This window comes from Aquimarina aquimarini, from assembly GCF_900299535.1.
In the GTDB taxonomy this organism is placed as follows: domain Bacteria; phylum Bacteroidota; class Bacteroidia; order Flavobacteriales; family Flavobacteriaceae; genus Aquimarina; species Aquimarina aquimarini.
Window position 1 is genome coordinate 26,935 of sequence record NZ_OMKE01000022.1, and the last position, 21,399, is coordinate 48,333.

Consider the following 21,399-nt stretch of genomic DNA (forward strand, 5'->3'; position numbering starts at 1 on the left):
TGAAATACTATAGTTATATAAAAATTGTTTCATTATTCTTTAGTGTTATAATTAGGGTTGAACCAAGCCATATGCAAAGGGGTTTCAAATTCTGATGCTGAAATGTATATTTTATCTTTTTGTCTTCCTTCATTTATAAAACCAAGACTTTTGTAAAATGATACATTCCTTTTGTTATGCTCTCTTGTATATAATTCTATTCTTTTGATATGATCTAGGTTCGTCTTTACAATATTTAAGAAACTTTCAAATAAAGATCGTCCAATTCCTTTTCCTTGGTGATCAGGATCAACAATGATAGTTAAATCTGTAAGAATATGCTGAAAAGCATAGATGGTAGGGGTATAAGCATGAATTTCACCAACAAGATGCCCATTTATAACCGCAATTAGTATCAATCCATTCTCGATGGAGTGTTTTAAGAAATTATTTACATATCCCTGATTAATTTCTTCCTTATTTCTAATTATTCCATCAGAAATTCCAGCTACTTTTATATAAAGTTGTAGTAATTCAGATGCATGTTTTAGTTCAGCTTTTTGTATTTCAAATTTCATTAGTATATAAATTATAAATAAAACTTGGAGTAAACGATACTTTATATTGGTTTACAGTTTGTTGAATATACAAAAAAATAGATGCTATCAAAAGAATCTAAAATACATGATGAACATAGAAAGAATAAGTAGGATAGATCAAAACTATCATAAACACGATCAAAACCCTACAGCAGTATCATCGCCTCTATGATCAGCACCCCCTTCTAGAGTACCATCAGGTAGCGCAAGAATACCATCAACTTTTCCAATAATTTTAGAATCCTTTTCATTGATTTGATACCCCTTTTGCTGTAAACTATCTATAAGTTTTGTAGAAAAAGCATTGGGTTCTAGTACTATTACATCGGGTAACCATTGATGATGAAAACGTGGTGCATTTACTGCATCTTGCATAGTCATATCAAATTCTTTTACATTGAGTATTGTCTGTAAAACAGATGTAATAATTGTAGAACCTCCTGGAGTACCAACAGACATCCAGAATTTACCATCTTTTTCTACAATTGTAGGAGTCATAGAACTCAGCATTCTTTTTTGAGGAACAATAGCATTGGCTTTAGATCCTGTTAACCCAAACATATTAGGAGTACCAGGTTTTGCGCTAAAATCATCCATTTCATTATTCAAAAAGAAACCTAACTCAGGAACATAAAGTTTTGAGCCATAACCACCATTAAGGGTTGTGGTTACAGAAATAGCATTACCAAATTCATCAACAATAGAATAATGTGTAGTTTCATCACTTTCATACCCTGGGATACTCCCATGATTGATATCAGAAGATGAGGTAGCCTTATCAAAGCTAAAACTTTGCATACGATCAGAAAGATACGCATCACTGATAAGCGTATCTATAGGGATCTTTACAAAATCAGGATCACCAAGATAAAAACTACGATCGGCATAAGCCCTTCGTTCTGCTTCAGTAATAACCTGAATAGTTTTGAGGGTGTTATGCCCATATTTATGGAGATCATATGGTGTTATCATTTTCATGATTTGAGCAAGGCAGATACCTCCACTAGAAGGAGGAGACATAGAAATGATAGAAAGGTCTTTGTAATCAAAACGTATAGGTTGTCGCCATTTTGCCTCGTATTTAGACAAATCTTCTAAAGTGATAATACCACCTTTTGCTTGTATACGAGCGACTAGTTTTTCTGCTGTTTTTCCAGTATAAAATTCAGATCTACCATTTTTTATGAGTCGCTGAATAGTATTTGCAAGTTGTATGTTTTTTAAAGTATCACCTTCTTTATAACCTTTGGCAAAAAGAATAGTGTCTTGATTTACCTCTAGGATTAGTTTTTTATGTTTTTCAAAGCGTTGTTGCTGTTGTTTGGTGACAACAAAACCTCGATTCGCTAATGCTACAACAGGCAAAAGAATTTCTTCTATAGGGAGTGTTCCAAATTTTTTGTGTACTGCAAAAATTCCAGCGATTGTTCCAGGTACGCCAATAGCCATAGCTCCTTGTCGGCTTTTTTCTGGGATAGGAGCTCCATTCTCGTCTAGATACATATCTCTTGATGCAGTCAAGGGGGCTTTCTCTCTATAATCCAAAGCACCAATAGTGCCATTTGCACTACGATATACCATAAAACCACCACCGCCTAGATTTCCAGCATAAGGATATGCAACTGCAAGAGCCATTTCTGTTGCGATCATAGCATCAAAAGCATTACCACCTTTTTTCATGATATCGCTACCTATTTTTGAAGCCTCTTCTCTGGCAGAAACTACCATAGCTTTTTGAGAAATTAGACCAATAACAGCTTCTTTTTGTATGGGTATACTTGTTTTTTTACAAGAGAAAAGTAAAGCGAGAAAAGAAAAAGAGAGAAGGTATAGGGTAAAGTTTATCTTCATAATAACCGTATTTCATTTTTGGTATAGAGTTCTAGTTCCTCAAAAAAAGAGCGAAATTCGTTCTCAAAATCAGTATAATATTGTTCCAATTCGATAATAGCAAGATTCATCCCAGATTTATTTTTAGTTCTTTTATTCATTCTGTATAATACAGAACCTATTCCTTGAACAGTAGCATAGCTTAATAACCAATTTTCTTCAACCATATAAGGCAGAAAACGCTGAATTGGTTTTGGTAAAAGCTCATAATTTTTATGAAGTAAATCATAAAAATCAGTAACATATTCGTCTAAAGGAATATTGGAATATTCACTCCAATTAGCCGCCAAAAAGTGATCGTAAAGAATATCTACAATAACAGTACTATAATGTCTGTATTTAGGAAATAAACGAGAGACACTTTTTTTTACAATAGAATGTGTATCCGTATAAAAATCAATTTTGCGATGTAGTAGTATACCTTGTTGCATACGAGTAGGGTACTCCAAATACTTTTTTCCTTTTACAGAATCAGCTATAAAATTACCTATTTTGAGTTGAGAATCTTCACCAGAAAGATATATGTGTGCTAAAAAATTCATTGGGTTAAAATACAATTTTATAAACCAATATCGACTAAATACCGTTGTTTATATGGTAAATAGAAGTACTTGTAAAAAAAGAAAAGATATTAAGTAAAAAAAAATTATTTTAGTAAACTCACTCTTAAGTTTAAATAATAAATAATGAAGTATACTAGGTGTTTTTATTTTTTGATGTTGGTAATTTTATGTATTTCTTGTGGTAAAGAAATTAATAGTATAGATTTTACAAAGCCTAATACATTTACTGCAGGAATAGAAGGACCTGCTACAGATAATAAAGGGAATATATATGCTGTAAACTATCAAAAAGAAGGAACTATAGGTAAGGTGACCCCAGAAGGAGTAGTATCAATGTTTGTAGAACTCCCCAATGGTAGTATAGGAAACGGAATCAGATTTGGAAAAGAACAAACAATGTATGTTGCCGATTATACGAATCATAATGTCCTTGAAGTAAATTTGAGTACTAAAAAAGTTGCGATATATGCGCATCAACCAAAAGCAAATCAGCCTAATGATATTGCTATTTCTCCATCGGGTATAATTTATGCTAGTGATCCTAACTGGAAAAAAGGAACAGGAAATGTCTGGAAAGTAACCAAAGAAAAAGGGTTTGAAATATTAGAAAGTGATATGGGAACTACTAACGGAATAGAAGTGAGTCCTGATGGTAAAAAGTTATATGTAAATGAGTCTGTACAACGTAAAATATGGGAATATGATATTCTTGAAGACGGTACAGTAGCAAATAAAAAAGAACTGTACTCTTTTGATGATTTTGGTCTTGATGGAATGCGTTGTGATAGTAACGGTAATCTGTATGTATGTAGATATGATAAAGGAACGGTAGTTATATTATCTCCAGAAGGAGCATTGTTGAAAGAAATTAAGCTTCAAGGTAAGAAGCCTACCAATATTACTTTTAGTAATGATTTTACAACATTTTATATTACTCTAGCAGATAGAGGTTGTATAGAAAAGGTGCAAAATGAATTGTACTAGCTTGTAGATAATTACAGATACATACTTTTGGGTATTATTCTTTGTAAGAAGAAACAATTTATATAGTTGTTTATAAAATTCTAACCTACTAAACTATTGCTGTTTATTATAATCTTGTACATTTGTTTGAAATAGAAAAAATCAATCAACACAAATGACATTAATCAAATCAATTTCAGGAATTAGGGGAACTATTGGAGGAACAGTGGGAGAGAATCTTACCCCAATAGATGCAGTAAAGTTTGCTTCTGCTTATGGAAGCTGGTTAAAAAACGAAACCAAAGTAGAGCATCCTACAGTAGTAGTAGGACGTGATGCTCGAATTTCTGGTTCAATGATTCAGCAATTAGTAATGAATAGTTTGGTAGGGTTAGGAATTCATGTAATAGACGTAGGGCTTTCTACAACACCAACAGTAGAAATAGCAGTACCATTAGAAAAAGCTGATGGAGGTATCATTTTGACTGCCAGTCATAACCCAAAACAGTGGAATGCACTAAAACTTTTGAATAACAAAGGAGAGTTTTTGAATGCAGCACACGGTGAAAAAATTCTTGAAATAGCAGAAAATGATGCCTATATTTTTGCAGAAGTTGATGACCTAGGAAGTATTACAGTAAATGATACTTACATAGATAAACATATAGAAGAGGTATTAAAATTACCTTTGGTAGATGCCGAGCTGGTAAGAAAATCAGGGTTTAAAGTTGTAGTAGATGCTGTTAACTCTACTGGAGGAATTGCAATCCCTGGATTACTTAAAAAAATGGGAGTTGAGGTCGTAGAGCTATATTGTGAACCAAATGGGCATTTTCCTCATAATCCAGAGCCACTAAAAGAACATCTTACTGAATTGTCAAAATTGGTGGTTAAAGAAAAAGCACATTTTGGAATAGTAGTAGACCCAGATGTAGATCGTTTGGCATTTATGAGTGAAGATGGAGAAATGTTTGGAGAAGAATATACGCTAGTTGCCTGTGCTGATTTTGTATTAGGAAAAACACCTGGTAGTACTGTCTCTAATCTGTCATCTAGTAGAGCGCTTAGAGATGTAACCCAAAAACATAATGGAACATATGAAGCCAGTGCAGTAGGAGAGGTGAATGTAGTTGAGCTGATGAAAGCTAACAAGGCTATAATAGGAGGAGAAGGTAACGGAGGGATTATTTATCCAGAATCACACTACGGAAGAGATTCATTGGTTGGAGTAGCATTATTTTTGACCCATTTGGCTGAGAAAAAATGTAGCGTGAGTGAGTTACGTAATAGTTATCCTTCTTACTTTATGAGTAAAAACAAAATTCAGTTAACTCCTGAGTTGAATGTAGATAGTATTTTAAAAGGTTTTCATAAAAAACACGCTTCAGAAGAAGTTTCTACTGTAGATGGTGTAAAGGTTGATTTTGAAGATTGCTGGACACATTTACGCAAAAGTAATACAGAACCAATTATTCGTATTTATACAGAAGCTTTGAGTCAAGAAAAAGCAGATAAATTAGCAGAGGACACTATTGTTACATTAAAAGAGATTGCTGGGATATAGCTTTTAAACAGAAGTAACAGGTATAAGAAGTAAATTCAGATTGAAAATATATTTTATATCAAAGAGTGTTGTTTAAAATAATATAGATATCGGGAATTCCTATAAGGATGCCGAGTACAGCACACAAAATGATTACAATAAGAGAATTGGCTATAATAGTTAGTGGAGTTAATCGAAGTCTCTTTTTAATATTATAGTATAAAGTAAGAGGAGCAACCACGATAAATACAAGTAGTATCGGAATTTTGAATGCATAGGAATATGCATCTGGATTATGAGCTAATAAAGAGGTCGTGTTAAAGAAGAGTAATTATAAAAAAGGGTAATTCTCATCTTATTTATGTTTTTAAATACAGAATTATTTGTTGTATGATATAGTAAAGAAGAGAGGGACGAAAACCTCTCTTCTTTACGTTTGTTTTATAAAACGTAGGAATTTAATAACATCGCTTATCAGCCATATGTTTACCATTAACACTATACTCAAGAGTATAGATGGGAAATTTATTTTTCCAGTTTTTTATGGTAAAAAATGGTTGATCATTTGTTATTAAGCCTATATAATCGCAAAATACGTGATACTTGTTTTCTGTCTGGCAACATTGTTCTATTGAAGTAATAAAATTTAATCTAATATTTGGGTATTCGCTATTGAAATATTTTTTTATAATTTCTTCATTGCCAGCTGTATAACTTCTAATTTCTAAAAAGAGATGTTCACAATGATTACCCGCTCCAGAAGAATTTCCAAAAAAATCAGTATAATATAATTGTTCTGTTTTTATAGGATGCACTATATTTTCAAAATAAGAAAGCTGTTTGCTATGATTAGTGTCATTTTTGAACTTATGAACAAACGGTTTTGCAAATAGCAACCAAAAAATGGCTAGAAAAATACAAACTATAAAAAATAAAGAAATTACTTTTTTAGACATTTTATTAATTTATTAGTTCTTTTAACCAAAAGAACATTTATACCAACTTGATGATTAATTTGGCATTAGTCTACAATAGCACCTTCTGGTATTTGAGCATTTCTATGTTTCCAACGTTTGTGAGTCCATAGATAATATTGGGGCTCTTGGTGTATTTGTTTTTCGAGTAATTCTAAATATTTCTTTATGATGTAATATTTTTCTTCTTCTTTGCTATTTTCAGAAATAGGTATAAACCTTACCTCATAATGCCCTCTTTTTACTTTTTCGACATGAAGGTATAGTACAATAACATCAAGGCGTTGTGCCAAAAACTCCCCTCCTAAAAATATAGGTACTTTTACCCCCATAAAATCAGTCCAATATTTTGCATTACCTATTTTTGGAGATTGATCAGAGATCATGCCGTATCCACAAACGGTACCTTCTTGTTTATCTTTAATAATTTGTCTGGCTACTTTATGACTGGGTATAAGCCTAGAGTTAAACCGACCTCTGATACGATGTGCTAATCGATCAAAATATTTGTTTTCTATTTGTTTATAGATCCCTACGCAAGGGTTTAAGGATACTAGGTCAACTGCATTAGACCATTCAAAACTACCATAATGCCCCATGAGTGTGATAATACTTTTATTCTTTTTTTCGAATTCATGAAATTCATCAAGGTTTACTACTTTATAGCGCTTTATCAATTCTTCTCTTGAAATGGAAAGTGATTTTGTCATTTCTAAAAACATATCACACATATGTTTATAAAATGATTTACTGATATGTTGAATTTCTTTTTTAGACTTTTCTGGAAAAACTAAAGTTAGATTTTCTATTACAGTTTTTCTTCTATACCTGATAATATAATATACCAATGCATAAATGCAAGTAGAGAATAGATAAAATAATCGCCAAGGTAATTTAGAAATTAGTAAGATTATAGGGTAAACTAAACAGTATATTATTAATTGCATGTATAAGTAGTTAAAAAACGTTTAAAGATAAGTTTATTTAAGAATAAAAGATATAAAGTAGTTTTAAACTACTGTAGCTCCTTCTGGAATGGTGGCATTACGATGCTTCCATCGTTTGTGCGACCATAAATAATATTGAGGATTATTATAAATTTGACTTTCTAGTGCTCTCAAATAACTTTGAACAATAGAATAGTCATCACAATTCTTAGAATCTTCTGTAAGAGTAACCAGTGAAGCTTCATAATATCCTCGTTTTACTTTTTCTACTTTTAAGTAATAAACATTTAGGTCCAATCGTTTTGATAATACTTCTCCTCCTAAAAAAACAGGTACCTTGATTCCCATAAAATCAGCCCAGAAAGTGGCATTATAAATTTTTGGAGATTGATCAGAGATAAGTGCATACATGCGTAACCCTTTTTTAGATTGATTTTCCATACTAATTGTTTTCATAGCTTCTTTGCTACTCACTAATCGCGAACCAAAACGACCTCGAATGCGATGTACTAATCGATCAAAATATTTGTTTCCTATTTGTTTGTATACAGCTACAGCCTGAAATTCAGTTTGAATATCTACTACATTTGACCATTCATAACTTGCATAATGAGCCATAAAGACCATAATATTTTCTCCGTTGGCTTCTAGTTCATACAACTTATCCATATTAGTAACCTTGAACCGTTCTTTCATTTCTTTGTCAGAAATAGAAATCGACTTAATCATTTCAAGAAACATATCACACATATGTTGGTAGAAACCTTTTCTTATTTCTTTGATCTCTAAAGGAGTTTTGTCTGTAAAAACTAATTGAAGGTTTTGTGTAACTGTTTTTCTACGATAGCGTATGATATAGTATAGGATAAAAAAAATACAACTAGAAAAAGCATAAAAAATTTTCCAAGGTAACTTAGATATCACCCATAAAATGGGATATACTAAGAAGTAGGTTATAAATTGCATAGGTTGGGGTTTGGTTTACTAAAGTATAGGTGCTTTGGCAATATACCCCAACCAATTATTATTAAAGCATAAAAAGTAAAAAATGTTTTATAGATAGAGATGTATCCTCTTTTAATCTACAATAGCTCCTTTAGGTATTTTTGCGTCCATATGTTTCCAACGTTTATGAGTCCAGAGGTAAAATTCAGGATTTTCTTTAATTTGATTCTCTAGTAGGGTAAGATATTTTTTTGTTATATAATGTTCTTCACAGTTTTTTGGGGCATCACTTATCTTTATAAATTTTGCCTGATAATAACCACGTCTTATTTTTTCAACATGTAGATACATCACTGGTAGGTCTAGTCTTTTGGCTAATACCTCTCCACCAGTAATAACAGGAATTTTGATTCCCATAAAATCAGTCCAATACAAAGAGTTTTTTAGTTTAGGAGATTGGTCAGATAATAAACCATAAGCACATAATTTGCCATGTACTTTATCTCTAGTAATCTCTTTGATGACACTTTGGTGTCTTACCAATCTGGTATTAAATCGACCTCGAATACGGTGTGCCAGTTGGTCAAAATATTTATTCTTAATTTTTTTATAAACCCCAACAATAGGAAAATCCATAACAAATTGCGCTGCAATAGCCCATTCGTAGCTAGCATAATGTCCCATTAATACAATAATACTTTTATTGAGGGATTGTACCTCCTTGAAAGTATGAGGATCAATTATTGTAAATCTTTTAGTCATTTCTTCTTTAGAAATAGATAAGCTTTTTATCATTTCCATAAACATATCACACATATGTTTGTAGAATTTTTTGCGAATAATGTGAATTTCAGAAATAGATTTCTCAGGAAAAGTAAGCATTAAGTTTTTTGTAACCACCTTTTTTCTATATCCAATGATATAATATACAATGATATAAATTGTGTTAGATAAAAAATAAAGTAGTTTCCAAGGAAGTTTAGAAACAATCCAAAATATAGGGTACACCAAGCGATATACAAGTAATTGCATCAAAATAAAATTAAGGCAACAAATATAAAATTATTAGTTCTTTTTTTTTCATAAACTTTTGCTAATAGAAGGAAGAGGCTGTCAGGTTGTGTTTTTATAGGGTGAAATATGTAGTATATTTGAAAAAAAATATATACATATATGATGGGACTTGATATAGTTTTGATGGTAATTATTGGAGCTAATGTATTGATGTCATTGAAGGGATTTAATGACTTTTCGTTTTTTGAAAAATTCAAATTTAATATTGGAGGAATACGCAGAGGAGAGCAAGTCAGAATGTTGACATCAGGGTTTTTACATGCAGATACGTCGCATTTATTTTTTAATATGCTTACGCTTTATTTTTTTGCACCTGTTGTTATTGGTTTTCTGGGAAATGTCAAGTTTTTGATCGTATATATTGGGAGTTTAATTGTTGGTAATTTATTCTCTCTATTTTTTCATAAAGATGAGTATCATTATAGCGCAGTAGGAGCTAGTGGTGCAGTTTCTGGGGTAATATATTCAGGGATATTATTTCAACCAGACATGAGTCTTTATTTGATGTTTATTCCAATTCCTATACCAGCATACATATTTGGAATGGGGTATTTGTTGTTTTCTATTTTTGGAATGAAAAAAAGGTTAGGCAATATTGGACATGATGCCCATTTTGGTGGAGCAGTAGGAGGCTATGTAATTACTTTGATTCTGGCTCCTTGGGTGTTTCAAGAAAACCTATTGATGACGGGATTATTAGCTATTCCTATTCTTATTCTTTTTGTTCTACAACGATTAGGAAAGTTGTAAAGTAAAGAAAGATTACTATTGATATAAAAAAGGTTGCTACTAAAGCAACCTTTTTTTATATCAAAATCAAGATTATAAAGATTTTTCCTCTAATAATTCTGATATTTTATTTTCTAATGCAGGACCTCTTAAGTTTTTAGCAATAATATTTCCTTTTTCATCAAGGATAAAAGTTGCAGGAATAGATCTTACTCCATATGCTTTTGCAATAGGTTCTTGCCAGAATTGTAAATTAGAAACATGATACCAGTCTAATTTGTCATCTACAATAGCTTTGGTCCAGGCTTGTTGTTTTTTATCCAATGATACTCCTATGATATTAAGCCCTTTATCATGATATTTTTTGTATAATTTTACCACATTAGGGTTTTCCATTCTACAAGGTCTACACCAGGAAGCCCAAAAATCTATGATAGTAATTTTACCCATAGATTCTTTAAGAGAAAGTAGCTTGCCATCAGGAGTAGGAGCAGAAAAATCTTGAGCTTCATAACCAATATCTGTTTTCTTTTGCATTGAAGCAGTCATCGTATTATTGATAATCAGGTTCAGATTTTTCCCTAACCTAGATGATTTAATAGTATCATTGATAGCGGTAAATTTTTGTCTTGCTTCTTCTGCCGATAAGGCTTTAAGTTTTAACAGATCTGTTATTGCCATAACAGAAACCAGAGAGTTAACATTTTTATTTACCAGATCTTTTCTGAACTGTTTTTCTTGCTCAATCAATTCTTGTTTTTGGGCGGCAATTGTTGAAGTCTTTTCAGTTTCTCCTAATTTTGAAGCAATATGTAGTTGTGTATCTAACTCGGTTTTTTCTTTATTATATTTTTTGAGCGCACTCAGGTAAGTGAAAAATAGTTGATTTTCTGCCCCCCCTTTAATAATAGAAGAACGCATACTATCTTTAAAGATTGTCATCTCAATAGGGTTGTTTTCTGCTAGAAATAACACGTTTCCTTGTAAGTTTTTGAAAGTAAGGTAATTGAAATCATTACTTTCTGGGGCAGGAAGTGTAATTTGAAATTTTCCTTCTTGTATAACCGTAGAGTCAATGATTATTGGTCTGTTTGATTGACTAATAGCATTAACATATACAGCGGTTCCGTTTTCAAAACCTGATGCATCAGCAGTAATAGTATATCCTTTTTGATCTTTTTGACAAGCTACAAGCAAGAGAGTTGTAACAAGCAATGCAATTCTTTTCATAGTATTTGGATTTATTAGACGTAAAAATAAAAAATACAAGATAAATACTATAATAATTAACGTTGTATAAAGGAAGAATTATCAACGTGTATCTTATTGGTTTTTATGTTTATAGTGAAATAGTGAAGTTTTTTTGTAACAAACACATGGTTTTTTAGTCTAATCAAGTATTAAATAAATATGAATGTTTAGTTAAGATTGCGAGTAAAAAACAATTTTAACTTACTTTTGCTCCCCATTTTTTCTATTAGTATTTATTAAAAGTAGTTTTTTGATAGAGTTTTTATTAACTTAGTTAATAAAAACTAGGGATAGAATTTGGTTTGTGTTATTTTTATATACTACCATAAATAATAAGGTATGAGGGTTTTAGGGCAAGATTTTCCAATGGACATATGGATTAGCTTTTCTAAGTTTATTGAACAATATAGGGAATTGCTGAAAAGCGATAATGAACTTCTTAGAAATAGAGCTTCGCAGATTTTAAAAATCGTAGAAGAATATCCAGAATTGGAAGAAGGAATAAGAGAAGAAAAGAGAGTGCAGGAATTAATACCACAGATTCACTTGGTGTTAGAGGATTCTTTTGCTCAAATATTACAGAATAATGAAATTAAGATTGCTACAATCCCGTTTCATAATAGCGTACTCAAATCATCTCAGCGTTATAAAAATATTATAGAAGCTGCAGGAGAAGGTTTTGAACCTCAAATCAAAAATATGAATGAGGATCATTATTATATTATGGGGTGCAGTATTATTTTAGGGAGTTACTACAATTATAACATTGATTTTAAGAGGCCTTTTTTCTATGATATTCCTGATGCTATGGGAATAATGAGGCATTATAGAATTATGTATAACGGAGATTTTATTGATGTTATCAAAACCGATAAAGCCAAAGATATAACAAAAGAAGATGTAGCAGAATTATTGGATAATTTTGATAATATTGATATTTGGAAAGAGAAATTCCCACCTCATAGTTGGATTTTTAAAGGAGTTGTTCTTGCTAATATGTTTGATGTTACTGCAGATGTATCACTATCTGATTTTAAGACAAGTCTGATAAAATATGATAAAACACAAGGTGATTTTGTTGGAAGTTTTCAGCAAATTTTTAGAGCCATATTTAATTTGTATGAGATAAAAGTTGGTTTCTCAAATTATAATCATGAAACTGGGGCATTAGAAAGAGTTCCTTTTAAAAATATAGATAGCTATATTCTACATGATAGATATTCTGAATGTTGTAATACAGCATTGTGTAAAGGAACCTACCATTATCTTTTTGAAGAATCTACCTACTTTGCAATTTCTGATGTAAAAAAGCATCAAAAGCTTGGAGTGCATGAGCAGATGTATAAAAATCTGATTGCACAAAATATAAATAGCGCAATACTAGCTCCTATAAAAAGTGACGGTAAATTATTAGGTATTTTAGAAATAGTCTCGCCAAATATTCATGAATTAAATAGTATAAATGCCAATAAGTTACAAGATGTAATGCCTTATTTGGTAGATTCTGTGTTGCGTTCTAAAGCCAAAACGGAAAATGAATTAGAACTGATAATTCAACAAGAATGTACCTCAATACATCCAAGTGTACACTGGAAATTTAAACAAGAAGCCAGACGTTTTATGCGTGCTATGGTAGATGAAAACCCAGTTTCATTTAGAGAAATTGTTTTCGAAAATGTATACCCATTATATGGGCAGATTGATATAAAAGGTTCTTCTGATGCACGTAATCATGCCGTGCAAAAAGATTTAGTACTACAACTTAGAGGGATTTATAAAATCATTGATAAATTGATGGAATCAGATCCATTACCAATTTATGAGCAACTCAAATACAGAACGAGTCGCTATATTGATTCTATCACAGAACAGTTACAAGTAGATAGTGAACAAAAGATTCTAGATTTTATAAAAAAAGAAATAACCCCTTTATTTAAGCATCTTCAACAAAAAAATGTTGAATTAGATTCACTCATCAATGAATATAATGAAACACTAGATACCGTTATACAAACAGTATATAAGCATCGTAAGGCATATGATGAATCTGTTATGCTAATCAATAAAAAGATGGCAGCTTTATTAGACCAAAAGCAAGATGAAGCACAAGGTATGTATCCACATTATTTTGAGCGTTTTAAGTCTGATGGAGTAGAACATAATATGTATATAGGTGAATCTATAACAAAGCAAGATAGTTTTAATAAAGTGTATTTATATAACCTAAGGTTGTGGCAATTGCAAGTAATGTGTGAGATGGAGAATGCCTACTACCAGATGAAGAAAGAGTTGCCAGTAGCACTAGATGTAGCATCTATGGTATTGGTATTTAGTTCTTCATTATCTGTAAGGTTTAGAATGGATGAAAAAAGATTTGATGTAGACGGAACTTATAATGCAAGATATGAAGTTGTAAAAAAGAGAGTAGATAAATCAAAAATAAAAGGTACTGATAGACGTATTACAGAAAAAGGAAAATTGGTTATTGTATACTCACAACGATCTGATGAAACAGAATATATCAAATACATTAATTTCTTACAATCTAAAAAGTTCTTAGAAGAAGAAATTGAAATAGTAGAGCTAGATGATCTTCAGGGAGTAACAGGATTAAAAGCGTTACGAGTAAATATTTTATATCATACAAATGAAAAAGAATACTATACTTATGAAGATTTGATGAAAGAATTAAACTGAGTAGCTGTTTAAAAATCATACTGTAGAATATACATATTTTGCTTACCAATAATAAGATTCTTGTTGTATCCAATGATAAAAAATAAAATAAGTTTTGTTTATTGATATGAAGAAATTTGTGATTTTTAGTATACTGTTATCAGGGACTTCAATTTACTCTCAAGCATATAATTCATTTTATTTACTTAAAAATGAAATTCTTCAGCTAGATAAAATTGAAAATGTTTACAAAATAGCTCCTTTAGAAATTTATGTAGAATTCAATAAAAGCAAACCTTATTTATCTGAGAAGTATAAAGGTAAAGTTGATGCAGACAAGCGATTTATTGTGACGAATGATAAATCAATTTATACTTTTTCAGAAACAGGTAGATTAATATATTCTAGAATAGGGAGCAAAAAAAGTATTCCTGCAAAATCTGGAAGAGATTCTATTGTAATAAAAGAAAACAGCTATTCAAAAGAACCTACTGTAACAACATATTCTTATAAAAAGGGTAAACTATCAAAGATAGATGAATATTGTGAGTTGAATGATTCTACCTCTTATCAAGCCCGTTATACATATTCATATCCTGATAAAAATACCAAAATAGAAAAAAAAACGATTGAAACAAAAACTGATAATTTATCAAGTTTACACACCCAATTCTTACTAAAAGAATGGGAAGTTTTTACCAAGTTTTCTAAAAATGATTCTTATAAATCGATAAGGAAACAGAATGGGATAAATGATGGTTGGTTTGAAGAAAAAGAATATGATAGAAAAGGAAACCTAATCTGGGAGAACGGATCTTTATATGATGGTATAGGTTATAAATATGATAATAATAATTGTTTAATAGAAAAAACAGTTAATAAAACAGATGAAATATATAAGTATGGATATGATAAGAGAGGAAATCGAACTAGTTTAATTATAGAGTATAACAAATATAAAAATATACCTAAAAGTAAAATAGTAATTTTTGTAGACTATAAATATAATACCGTTTCTGGTGAATGGATTGAGGGGCATTTTGATATGGATTTTATTAAGATACAAGAAGAAAAAGAAAGTATTGAAGATGAAATCAAATTTCATTTTTATAGAGATACAATTACTCATAAGTAAATACTCTATTTGTGTAATAATGATAAATTAAAACTTATAATGATTTGTAAAATGAGAAGTGTGTTACTATTATTATTATTATTATCCTTTTTTATAGGTTATTCAATTATAGGTCAAGAAAAAGAAATAGATTCATTTATAGAATCTTATGCAAAAAAGAATCAGTTTAATGGTACTGTTTTGGTACAAAAAGATTCTACCATTTTATGTCATAAAAGCTTCGGTATTGCAGATAGAAGATTTAATGTGCCAATTACAAACGAAACGGTTTATAAAGTTGCTTCAATAACAAAAGCATTTACATCAGTTTTAATTCTTCAATTATATGATGAAGGAAAATTAGATCTTTCTGAAACAATTAATACTTATTTGCCAGATTATAAAGGAGAGGCAGGAGATAAAGTAACGATTCATCAACTTTTGAATCACACTTCTGGAATGCGACAAATCGATACAATTTCGAGCTTAGAGAATGCTTTTAAATATGGGTTAGGATACCTTCAGAAACCAAATGCATCAGATGACTTACTTCGTCTTTTTGAACAAGATTCTCTTGTAAATGAACCTGGAGAAAAATGGAGTTATAATAATTTTGAATATATGGTCTTGGGTAAGATTATAGAAAAACTTCGTAATAAAACTTATGAAGAGGTGTTACATGAGAAAATATTAGTACCTATAAAAATGATGAACACAGGTGTATTACATACAGAAAATATAGTAGATAAACTTGCTAGCACCTATTTAAGTAGTAATAAATCGAGCAACTTGATGCCAGATTTACCTGTGTATATGGAGTTTGGATTAGAGGAAAGGAAGATTTAAAAGTAATGGAACGTTTTGGGAGTATCATGGGAGCAAACTCGATTTGGACATATTTTCTGAACAAACGAATTACAGTTGTTATTTTAAGCAATACAAACCTTACTGATTTAGGAAAATATGCAATGGGAATCGGGAAAAAAATATTAAAAAAAGAATAAAGAGAATATTTAAAGATCTTTTGTAAATCATATAAAATGATAAAATTCAAAATAGTAATATTAACACTTTTACTCTTTAACCTTTTAAAAGCTCAAGAACTTAAAAGTTTCAAGGTTGAGGTACTGGTTGCACAATTACCATATGCTAATAAGAAGATCAAAACCAAGTATGAAAACGGAAAAATATATTATGTAAATACATCTGATAACACAAAAATATTTCTAAAAGGATTCGAAGAAGCATATCCTTTTTTTGAAAAAAGTGCAATTGTAAAAGAAAATGGAAAATATGGGGTGATTGATAGAAATGGTAAGTTTTTAGTAGCACCAATACACAACACATTCAAACTAGCACCATATGCACATGAATCATACATAGTTATTTTTGACGATACTAATGTGTTCAATCTTGATAGGGCAGAGCAAAGCTCATATACATCGTGTGAAGAACCAGCACCACCAGAATTATATGCATTTAAAGGAAAGAATAGTAAATATGGGATCAAAAAAAATGAAGATATTATAATAAAGCCTGTCTATGATTCGATTTTTGTGGTTGAAGACAAATTTATAATAGCCTCTAAAAACAAAAAAATAGGGGTCACCAATATCAAAAAAGAAGAATTAGTAAGTTTTGATTATAACAACCTGCAAACCTCTGAAGATTCAGAATTTGACTATACCTATCCAGTATTTGGATTGTTGAAAAATAACACATGGAGCTACTATAAAAATGGTGTAAAACTAATAGACAGTAAATTTAAATGTACTAGTTTTTTAACTCTTCTAGATAAATCAATAGGAGTTTTAGAAGATAATGACAAAAAAAATATCCTTTTTGAAGATGGAGGAACACTAGATCAAAATTTTGATTTTATTTCTACAAATGGATTAGTAGCTATAAAGAAAAACATTGTTTATTTGCTAAATAGCGATAGGAGTTATGAAGTCTATTGTAAACCAAAAAGCTAAATAGAAAATGATAATATGTTTAAAGAGATATAAAAAATGATCGATAAGCTATCTAATTATATTAAAAGTTATGTTGATATTCAAGAGGAAGAATTAGCTATTATTCTTTCTTGTTTTGAAAAACGTGAGATATCAAAAGATAAATTTGCATTAAAAAGAGGTCAGGTAGTAACAGATTATTATTTTATCTACTCAGGTGGATTTATAATTTATGATGTAGATGATGATATCCAATCAACCAGATATTTTGCTTTTGAGAATGAATTTATAACCGATATCTCAAAGATAAAATCAAGGCAAAGAACAGCATCTTATATTAGAGCTATAGAAGATACAGTAGTATATACGATTACACATCAAAAAATGGAAACCTTATATAATCGTTTTCATATATGGGAAAAGTTTGGTAGGCTCATATGGGAAAATTCTTTTATGAGTGTATTACGAGCAATTCATGATTTTCAATCCCTTAATGCAAAAGAAAGATATTTGGCTCTGTTAAAACGTTCAGACCTTATACAAAGAGTTCCTCTTAAAGATTTATCCTTGTTTTTAGGGATTACACCTTCATCTTTGAGTCGAATCAGAAAAGAAATAATATAAAAGCTTATTGCCATTTGGCAATTTTAAGAGCCTATTTTGACTCTAATTTTGTGTTCAGTAAAAAAACATGAAATTATGATAAAAAAGAGTTTGATATGGGTTAGTATACTTTTTCTTTCCAAAATGTATTGTCAGGTAAACGGAGAGGTATTTGCGATAAATAGAAATATGTTCTATTTAAATTATACTCCCTCGATTACAGAAGATGATACATACAAATATCAGTTTAGTAATATTAGATTAGGGCTTCCCCCAGTAAAAGCGCATAAAGTTACGTTCTATACCACAGTTGGAGCAGATTACCATCATTTTAATTATGATAACCCTCAATTTAATGATACTATAGATGAATTTTATAACCTAAATCTAAGTGTTTTGATACGGTATAGGCTTTCAGAAAAATGGTCTATAAACGCTTTGGCTATGCCACATATTATATCTAACCTCAAAAATAATCTTAAAGCAGATGACCTACATATAAATGGAATACTTTTTATGGAAAAGATGTTTAAAAAAGAACAATCAAGTAACTTCTTTTCAGTATCCTTGGGAGTAGGTTACCTTACATTGGCAGGTAAAACAACTGTAAATCCAGTAGTTAATGTAATGGCAAAAATAAATGATAAATTATCATTTGTTGCAGGTATTCCCAATACATATATACAATATGATATCAATTCTAAACATTCATTGAAGGTTTTAGGAGACCTAAACGATTTTTCAGCTACTATAAATACACCTTTTTATACTACAGATAACAAAACAACGCAGATAAAAACAGCAGTATCAACAAAAGTTTCTGCTGGAATAGAATATAATTATTGGTTTTATAAAAATTGGGGAATACTAGCACGAGGTGTATACTCTGTGTATGATGAGTATAAATTATGGGATAATGATGACAATACAATTTATGATTTTGATTCTAATTCAAAACCCTATATAACATTTGGGATTAGACATAGATTAAAAAAATAAAATAAATTACCTCAAGACAAGCCTAGAAAGTATTCGTTTGAAAAGAACCTTTAACTTCGAAGCAAGTTTTGAAACATTAAAATCTCACTTAGTGAGTAAAACATGGCAAAAAGTAGAGATAAATTATATTTTTTATATAAAACATCTGTTCAAAATAAGAATATCGCTCATCAGCTAACAGAACATTTAAATTCTATTATAAAAAATGGCTGCTGGAATTTTGATCTAGAAGATAAAGATAAGGTACTTAGAATAATAAGTGATAATGACGTTCGGCCACTTGTAGAAAACTTATTGATTAATAGGATGAATCTTATGTGTATAGAACTTCATTATCTTCCAAATGAGGTTATTTAAGTTTTGGTAGAAAAAAATCATAATAAACCATTTGAGGTATTGTGTTGTTTCAAGTGGTTTATTAATAGTTGGTTACATGTGAAACTTGAAATACATCCTTGAGATTTTTAAAAATGAGAGATATCTAAATTAGTATAAATTTAACAGAAAATAAGAATAATTTTAAAGTACTTCGTTCAAGCATATTTAGTGTTTGATATAAGTATTCATATGAGAAAAATTATAAAACAAAGTATTTTTATTGGGTTGATTTTATTTTTTACCATCATACAAACATTAGTTTCGCAAGAATTATTAAGTGAAATTAAGAGTAAACCAATCGCCAATATTCAACAATTTAATTTTGAATCTAACATTCTTGAACAAAATATTGAAGTGAATGTTTATTTACCTGAATCTTATAATGAAACTAGTGAAAAACATAAATACCCCATTATTCTTCTTCTAGAAAATGAATTTTTTTATCAAATGACAGGTATTGTCAAGCATTTGAGTTCTGTAGATAGAATGCCAGAGAGTATTGTAATTAGTTTTCCTAAAGGATTTGATAAATTTTATGCTCCAAAAGTATATACCAATGGAAGTAATTTTTGGCCAGAAAGTTGGAAACAAATGCCTTTTGATGGAAATCCAGATGATTTTACAAGTTTTTTAAAAAATGAGTTATTCAAAATATTGAATGAAAATTATAGAATAGCAAATTATAAGATGGTTATAGGAACATCGGTTACCGCAACATATCCACTTCATGCCTTTTGTAATGAGCCTGATTTGTTTCAAGCACATATAGCTATATCGGCGGGAGATATTTTAGGTATGGGGTATACATCTAATTCTACTTTTGTTGATTCTGTTATAGAACGTATTAAACAAGAGAAAAAACAACGAGGTCATTTATACATTTGTTCATCAAGGTCTGATGTGGTAGATACAGAAGAAATTGGTGAAAATCTAGTAGAATTGCATAATAGAATACCTTCTGATCTACCTGATGTTTATAAAATAAAATCAGAAGTATACGAGGAGGAAACGCATTATGGAGTTGTCATCCCTGCTTTTATATCGGCAATGAATACATTTTTTGATCAAGAAAAATGGGATTTGGATTTTAGAGAATTTGAGAAAGAAAGTACTAATACTTTAACAAATATTGATGCATATTATAAAAAGTTATCTACAGAATATGGATTTCAAATTTTTCCGAAAACAAATAGATGGAATAGTGGAAGTAGTTTGAAAGGAAGTGGAAAAAGATTACTCAGAAAAGAAAAAAATAAAGAAGCATTAGAAATTTTTGAACGTATTGTAGAATACACCCCAAACACACCAGAAGCTTATTATGACCTGGCAATTGCCTATGAAACAGTTAACCAGATAGAAGACGCTAAAAATACAATTATAAAAGCTATTGATATTGCAGAAAAACATTCTTCAGAATCTGTAGATAAATACAAGAAGTTTTTAATAAATTTGAAAACAAAATAAACGATGATACCAATTAACGATTTATTAGTATTCGGGTTAGCAGCAATGATTATGGTACTTTCTCCTGGCCCCAATATGATTTACTTGATTTCAAGATCATTATCGCAAGGAAAAAATGCGGGAATTATATCTCTTCTAGGAGTAATGTGTGGGTTTTTGTTTCACATATTAATGGTTTCTTTTGGGCTTACTGCTATATTTTTTGCTATTCCTTATGCTTTTATAGTTGTAAAATTCTTAGGGGTGGGGTATTTATTGTATTTAGCCTATAATACAGTTAAATCAAAAAATAAGATTTTTGATGCAGACCAAAATTTAAAATCAGATAAACCTCTTAAACTGTTTAATATTGGGTTAATGACCAATGTTCTAAATCCTAAAATGGCAGTATTTTATCTTTCTTTTTTTCCACAATTTATAAAACCTGAATATGGCTCTATTTTAAGCCAAAGTTTTCAACTTGGTATTTTACAAGTAGTAATAAGTTTTACTATTAACTTATTGATTGTTCTATCTGCAGCTAAGATGGCAAGCTGGTTTTCAAAAAATCCCATTTGGTTAAGAGTTCAAAAATGGTTTATGGCTTCTGTATTAACTGGGCTTGCTGTAAAAATGGCACTGACTAAGGCAAAATAATACGAGTTATGGATAAGAATTTTGTATAAAGAGTTTGAATTATTTTGTGTTAGATTAAGGCATAAAATTAAAGAATAGCCTTAGCTATTGTTGAATTTTATAACACAGATATAGTGC

Annotated in this window: 21 protein-coding genes; 13 read left to right on the forward strand and 8 right to left on the reverse strand. The window is 30.2% G+C overall.

The genetic code is table 11. The features are described 5' to 3' along the window. Window positions 1-32: 32 nt before the first annotated feature. The 3 genes from DG508_RS11030 to DG508_RS11040 form a co-directional block, all read right to left on the reverse strand. On the reverse strand, window positions 33-557 hold the full coding sequence (locus DG508_RS11030; RefSeq protein ID WP_108868191.1) for a GNAT family N-acetyltransferase: 525 nt from the start codon (window positions 555-557) through the stop codon (window positions 33-35). Between the two features lie 159 nt (window positions 558-716). Further along, a complete protein-coding gene (ggt, locus tag DG508_RS11035) occupies window positions 717-2,429 on the reverse strand; it encodes a gamma-glutamyltransferase (RefSeq protein WP_108868192.1) in 1,713 nt (570 codons plus the stop codon). Next, a complete protein-coding gene (locus DG508_RS11040) occupies window positions 2,426-3,010 on the reverse strand; it encodes an acyl carrier protein phosphodiesterase (RefSeq protein ID WP_108868193.1) in 585 nt (194 codons plus the stop codon). The genes ggt and DG508_RS11040 overlap by 4 nt, the downstream gene beginning before the upstream one ends. Window positions 3,011-3,154: 144 nt before the next feature. Here DG508_RS11040 and DG508_RS11045 point away from each other — a divergent pair, with 144 nt between their 5' ends. Next, complete coding sequence (locus DG508_RS11045; RefSeq protein ID WP_234418220.1) at window positions 3,155-4,015, forward strand: SMP-30/gluconolactonase/LRE family protein; 861 nt, start codon at window positions 3,155-3,157, stop codon at window positions 4,013-4,015. Window positions 4,016-4,169: 154 nt separating this feature from the next. Then, on the forward strand, window positions 4,170-5,558 hold the full coding sequence (glmM, locus tag DG508_RS11050) for a phosphoglucosamine mutase (protein WP_108868195.1): 1,389 nt from the start codon (window positions 4,170-4,172) through the stop codon (window positions 5,556-5,558). Between the two features lie 437 nt (window positions 5,559-5,995). On the opposite strand, the gene DG508_RS11055 is transcribed toward glmM, so the two are convergent. The 4 genes from DG508_RS11055 to DG508_RS11070 all read right to left on the reverse strand — a co-directional run bounded on the left by DG508_RS11055 (window position 5,996) and on the right by DG508_RS11070 (window position 9,435). Continuing rightward, the gene (locus DG508_RS11055; protein ID WP_108868196.1) at window positions 5,996-6,493 is read right to left on the reverse strand and encodes a hypothetical protein; all 498 of its coding nucleotides are present in this window, start codon (window positions 6,491-6,493) and stop codon (window positions 5,996-5,998) included. Between the two features lie 65 nt (window positions 6,494-6,558). After that, window positions 6,559-7,458, reverse strand: coding sequence for a lysophospholipid acyltransferase family protein (locus tag DG508_RS11060; protein ID WP_108868197.1), 900 nt, complete (start codon window positions 7,456-7,458; stop codon window positions 6,559-6,561). Between the two features lie 63 nt (window positions 7,459-7,521). Then, window positions 7,522-8,424, reverse strand: a complete 903-nt coding sequence (locus tag DG508_RS11065; protein WP_108868198.1) for a lysophospholipid acyltransferase family protein — start codon at window positions 8,422-8,424, stop codon at window positions 7,522-7,524. Window positions 8,425-8,535: 111 nt separating this feature from the next. Beyond that, window positions 8,536-9,435, reverse strand: coding sequence for a lysophospholipid acyltransferase family protein (locus tag DG508_RS11070; protein ID WP_108868199.1), 900 nt, complete (start codon window positions 9,433-9,435; stop codon window positions 8,536-8,538). 141 nt (window positions 9,436-9,576) lie between these two features. Between DG508_RS11070 and DG508_RS11075 the strand changes: the two genes are divergently transcribed. Continuing rightward, window positions 9,577-10,227 (forward strand): rhomboid family intramembrane serine protease, encoded by a 651-nt coding sequence (locus DG508_RS11075; protein WP_108868200.1) that lies wholly within the window; start codon window positions 9,577-9,579, stop codon window positions 10,225-10,227. Window positions 10,228-10,299: 72 nt separating this feature from the next. Here the strand turns inward: DG508_RS11075 and DG508_RS11080 are convergent, their stop codons facing one another. Continuing rightward, complete coding sequence (locus DG508_RS11080) at window positions 10,300-11,436, reverse strand: TlpA disulfide reductase family protein (protein WP_108868201.1); 1,137 nt, start codon at window positions 11,434-11,436, stop codon at window positions 10,300-10,302. A gap of 360 nt (window positions 11,437-11,796) precedes the next feature. Here DG508_RS11080 and DG508_RS11085 point away from each other — a divergent pair, with 360 nt between their 5' ends. From DG508_RS11085 to DG508_RS11125, 10 genes are all read left to right on the forward strand, one after another. Then, a complete protein-coding gene (locus DG508_RS11085; protein ID WP_108868202.1) occupies window positions 11,797-14,154 on the forward strand; it encodes a GAF domain-containing protein in 2,358 nt (785 codons plus the stop codon). Between the two features lie 106 nt (window positions 14,155-14,260). Then, the gene (locus tag DG508_RS11090; protein WP_108868203.1) at window positions 14,261-15,268 is read left to right on the forward strand and encodes a hypothetical protein; all 1,008 of its coding nucleotides are present in this window, start codon (window positions 14,261-14,263) and stop codon (window positions 15,266-15,268) included. A 60-nt stretch (window positions 15,269-15,328) separates the two neighbouring features. Then, complete coding sequence (locus DG508_RS11095) at window positions 15,329-16,093, forward strand: serine hydrolase domain-containing protein (RefSeq protein ID WP_159090794.1); 765 nt, start codon at window positions 15,329-15,331, stop codon at window positions 16,091-16,093. 5 nt (window positions 16,094-16,098) lie between these two features. Then, window positions 16,099-16,251 carry a hypothetical protein gene (locus tag DG508_RS21010; protein ID WP_159090795.1) on the forward strand — a complete coding sequence of 51 codons (153 nt, stop codon included), beginning with the start codon at window positions 16,099-16,101 and terminating at the stop codon, window positions 16,249-16,251. A gap of 36 nt (window positions 16,252-16,287) precedes the next feature. Beyond that, window positions 16,288-17,223, forward strand: a complete 936-nt coding sequence (locus DG508_RS11100; protein ID WP_108868205.1) for a WG repeat-containing protein — start codon at window positions 16,288-16,290, stop codon at window positions 17,221-17,223. A gap of 36 nt (window positions 17,224-17,259) precedes the next feature. Further along, complete coding sequence (locus DG508_RS11105; protein WP_108868206.1) at window positions 17,260-17,826, forward strand: Crp/Fnr family transcriptional regulator; 567 nt, start codon at window positions 17,260-17,262, stop codon at window positions 17,824-17,826. Window positions 17,827-17,901: 75 nt separating this feature from the next. Further along, window positions 17,902-18,804: a DUF6268 family outer membrane beta-barrel protein gene (locus tag DG508_RS11110; protein ID WP_108868207.1), complete on the forward strand. Its 903-nt coding sequence runs from the start codon at window positions 17,902-17,904 to the stop codon at window positions 18,802-18,804. Between the two features lie 102 nt (window positions 18,805-18,906). Further along, window positions 18,907-19,161, forward strand: coding sequence for a hypothetical protein (locus DG508_RS11115; RefSeq protein ID WP_108868208.1), 255 nt, complete (start codon window positions 18,907-18,909; stop codon window positions 19,159-19,161). A 210-nt stretch (window positions 19,162-19,371) separates the two neighbouring features. Then, window positions 19,372-20,646 carry an alpha/beta hydrolase-fold protein gene (locus tag DG508_RS11120; protein WP_108868209.1) on the forward strand — a complete coding sequence of 425 codons (1,275 nt, stop codon included), beginning with the start codon at window positions 19,372-19,374 and terminating at the stop codon, window positions 20,644-20,646. A gap of 3 nt (window positions 20,647-20,649) precedes the next feature. Continuing rightward, a complete protein-coding gene (locus DG508_RS11125; protein WP_108868210.1) occupies window positions 20,650-21,282 on the forward strand; it encodes a LysE family translocator in 633 nt (210 codons plus the stop codon). Window positions 21,283-21,399 lie beyond the last annotated feature (117 nt).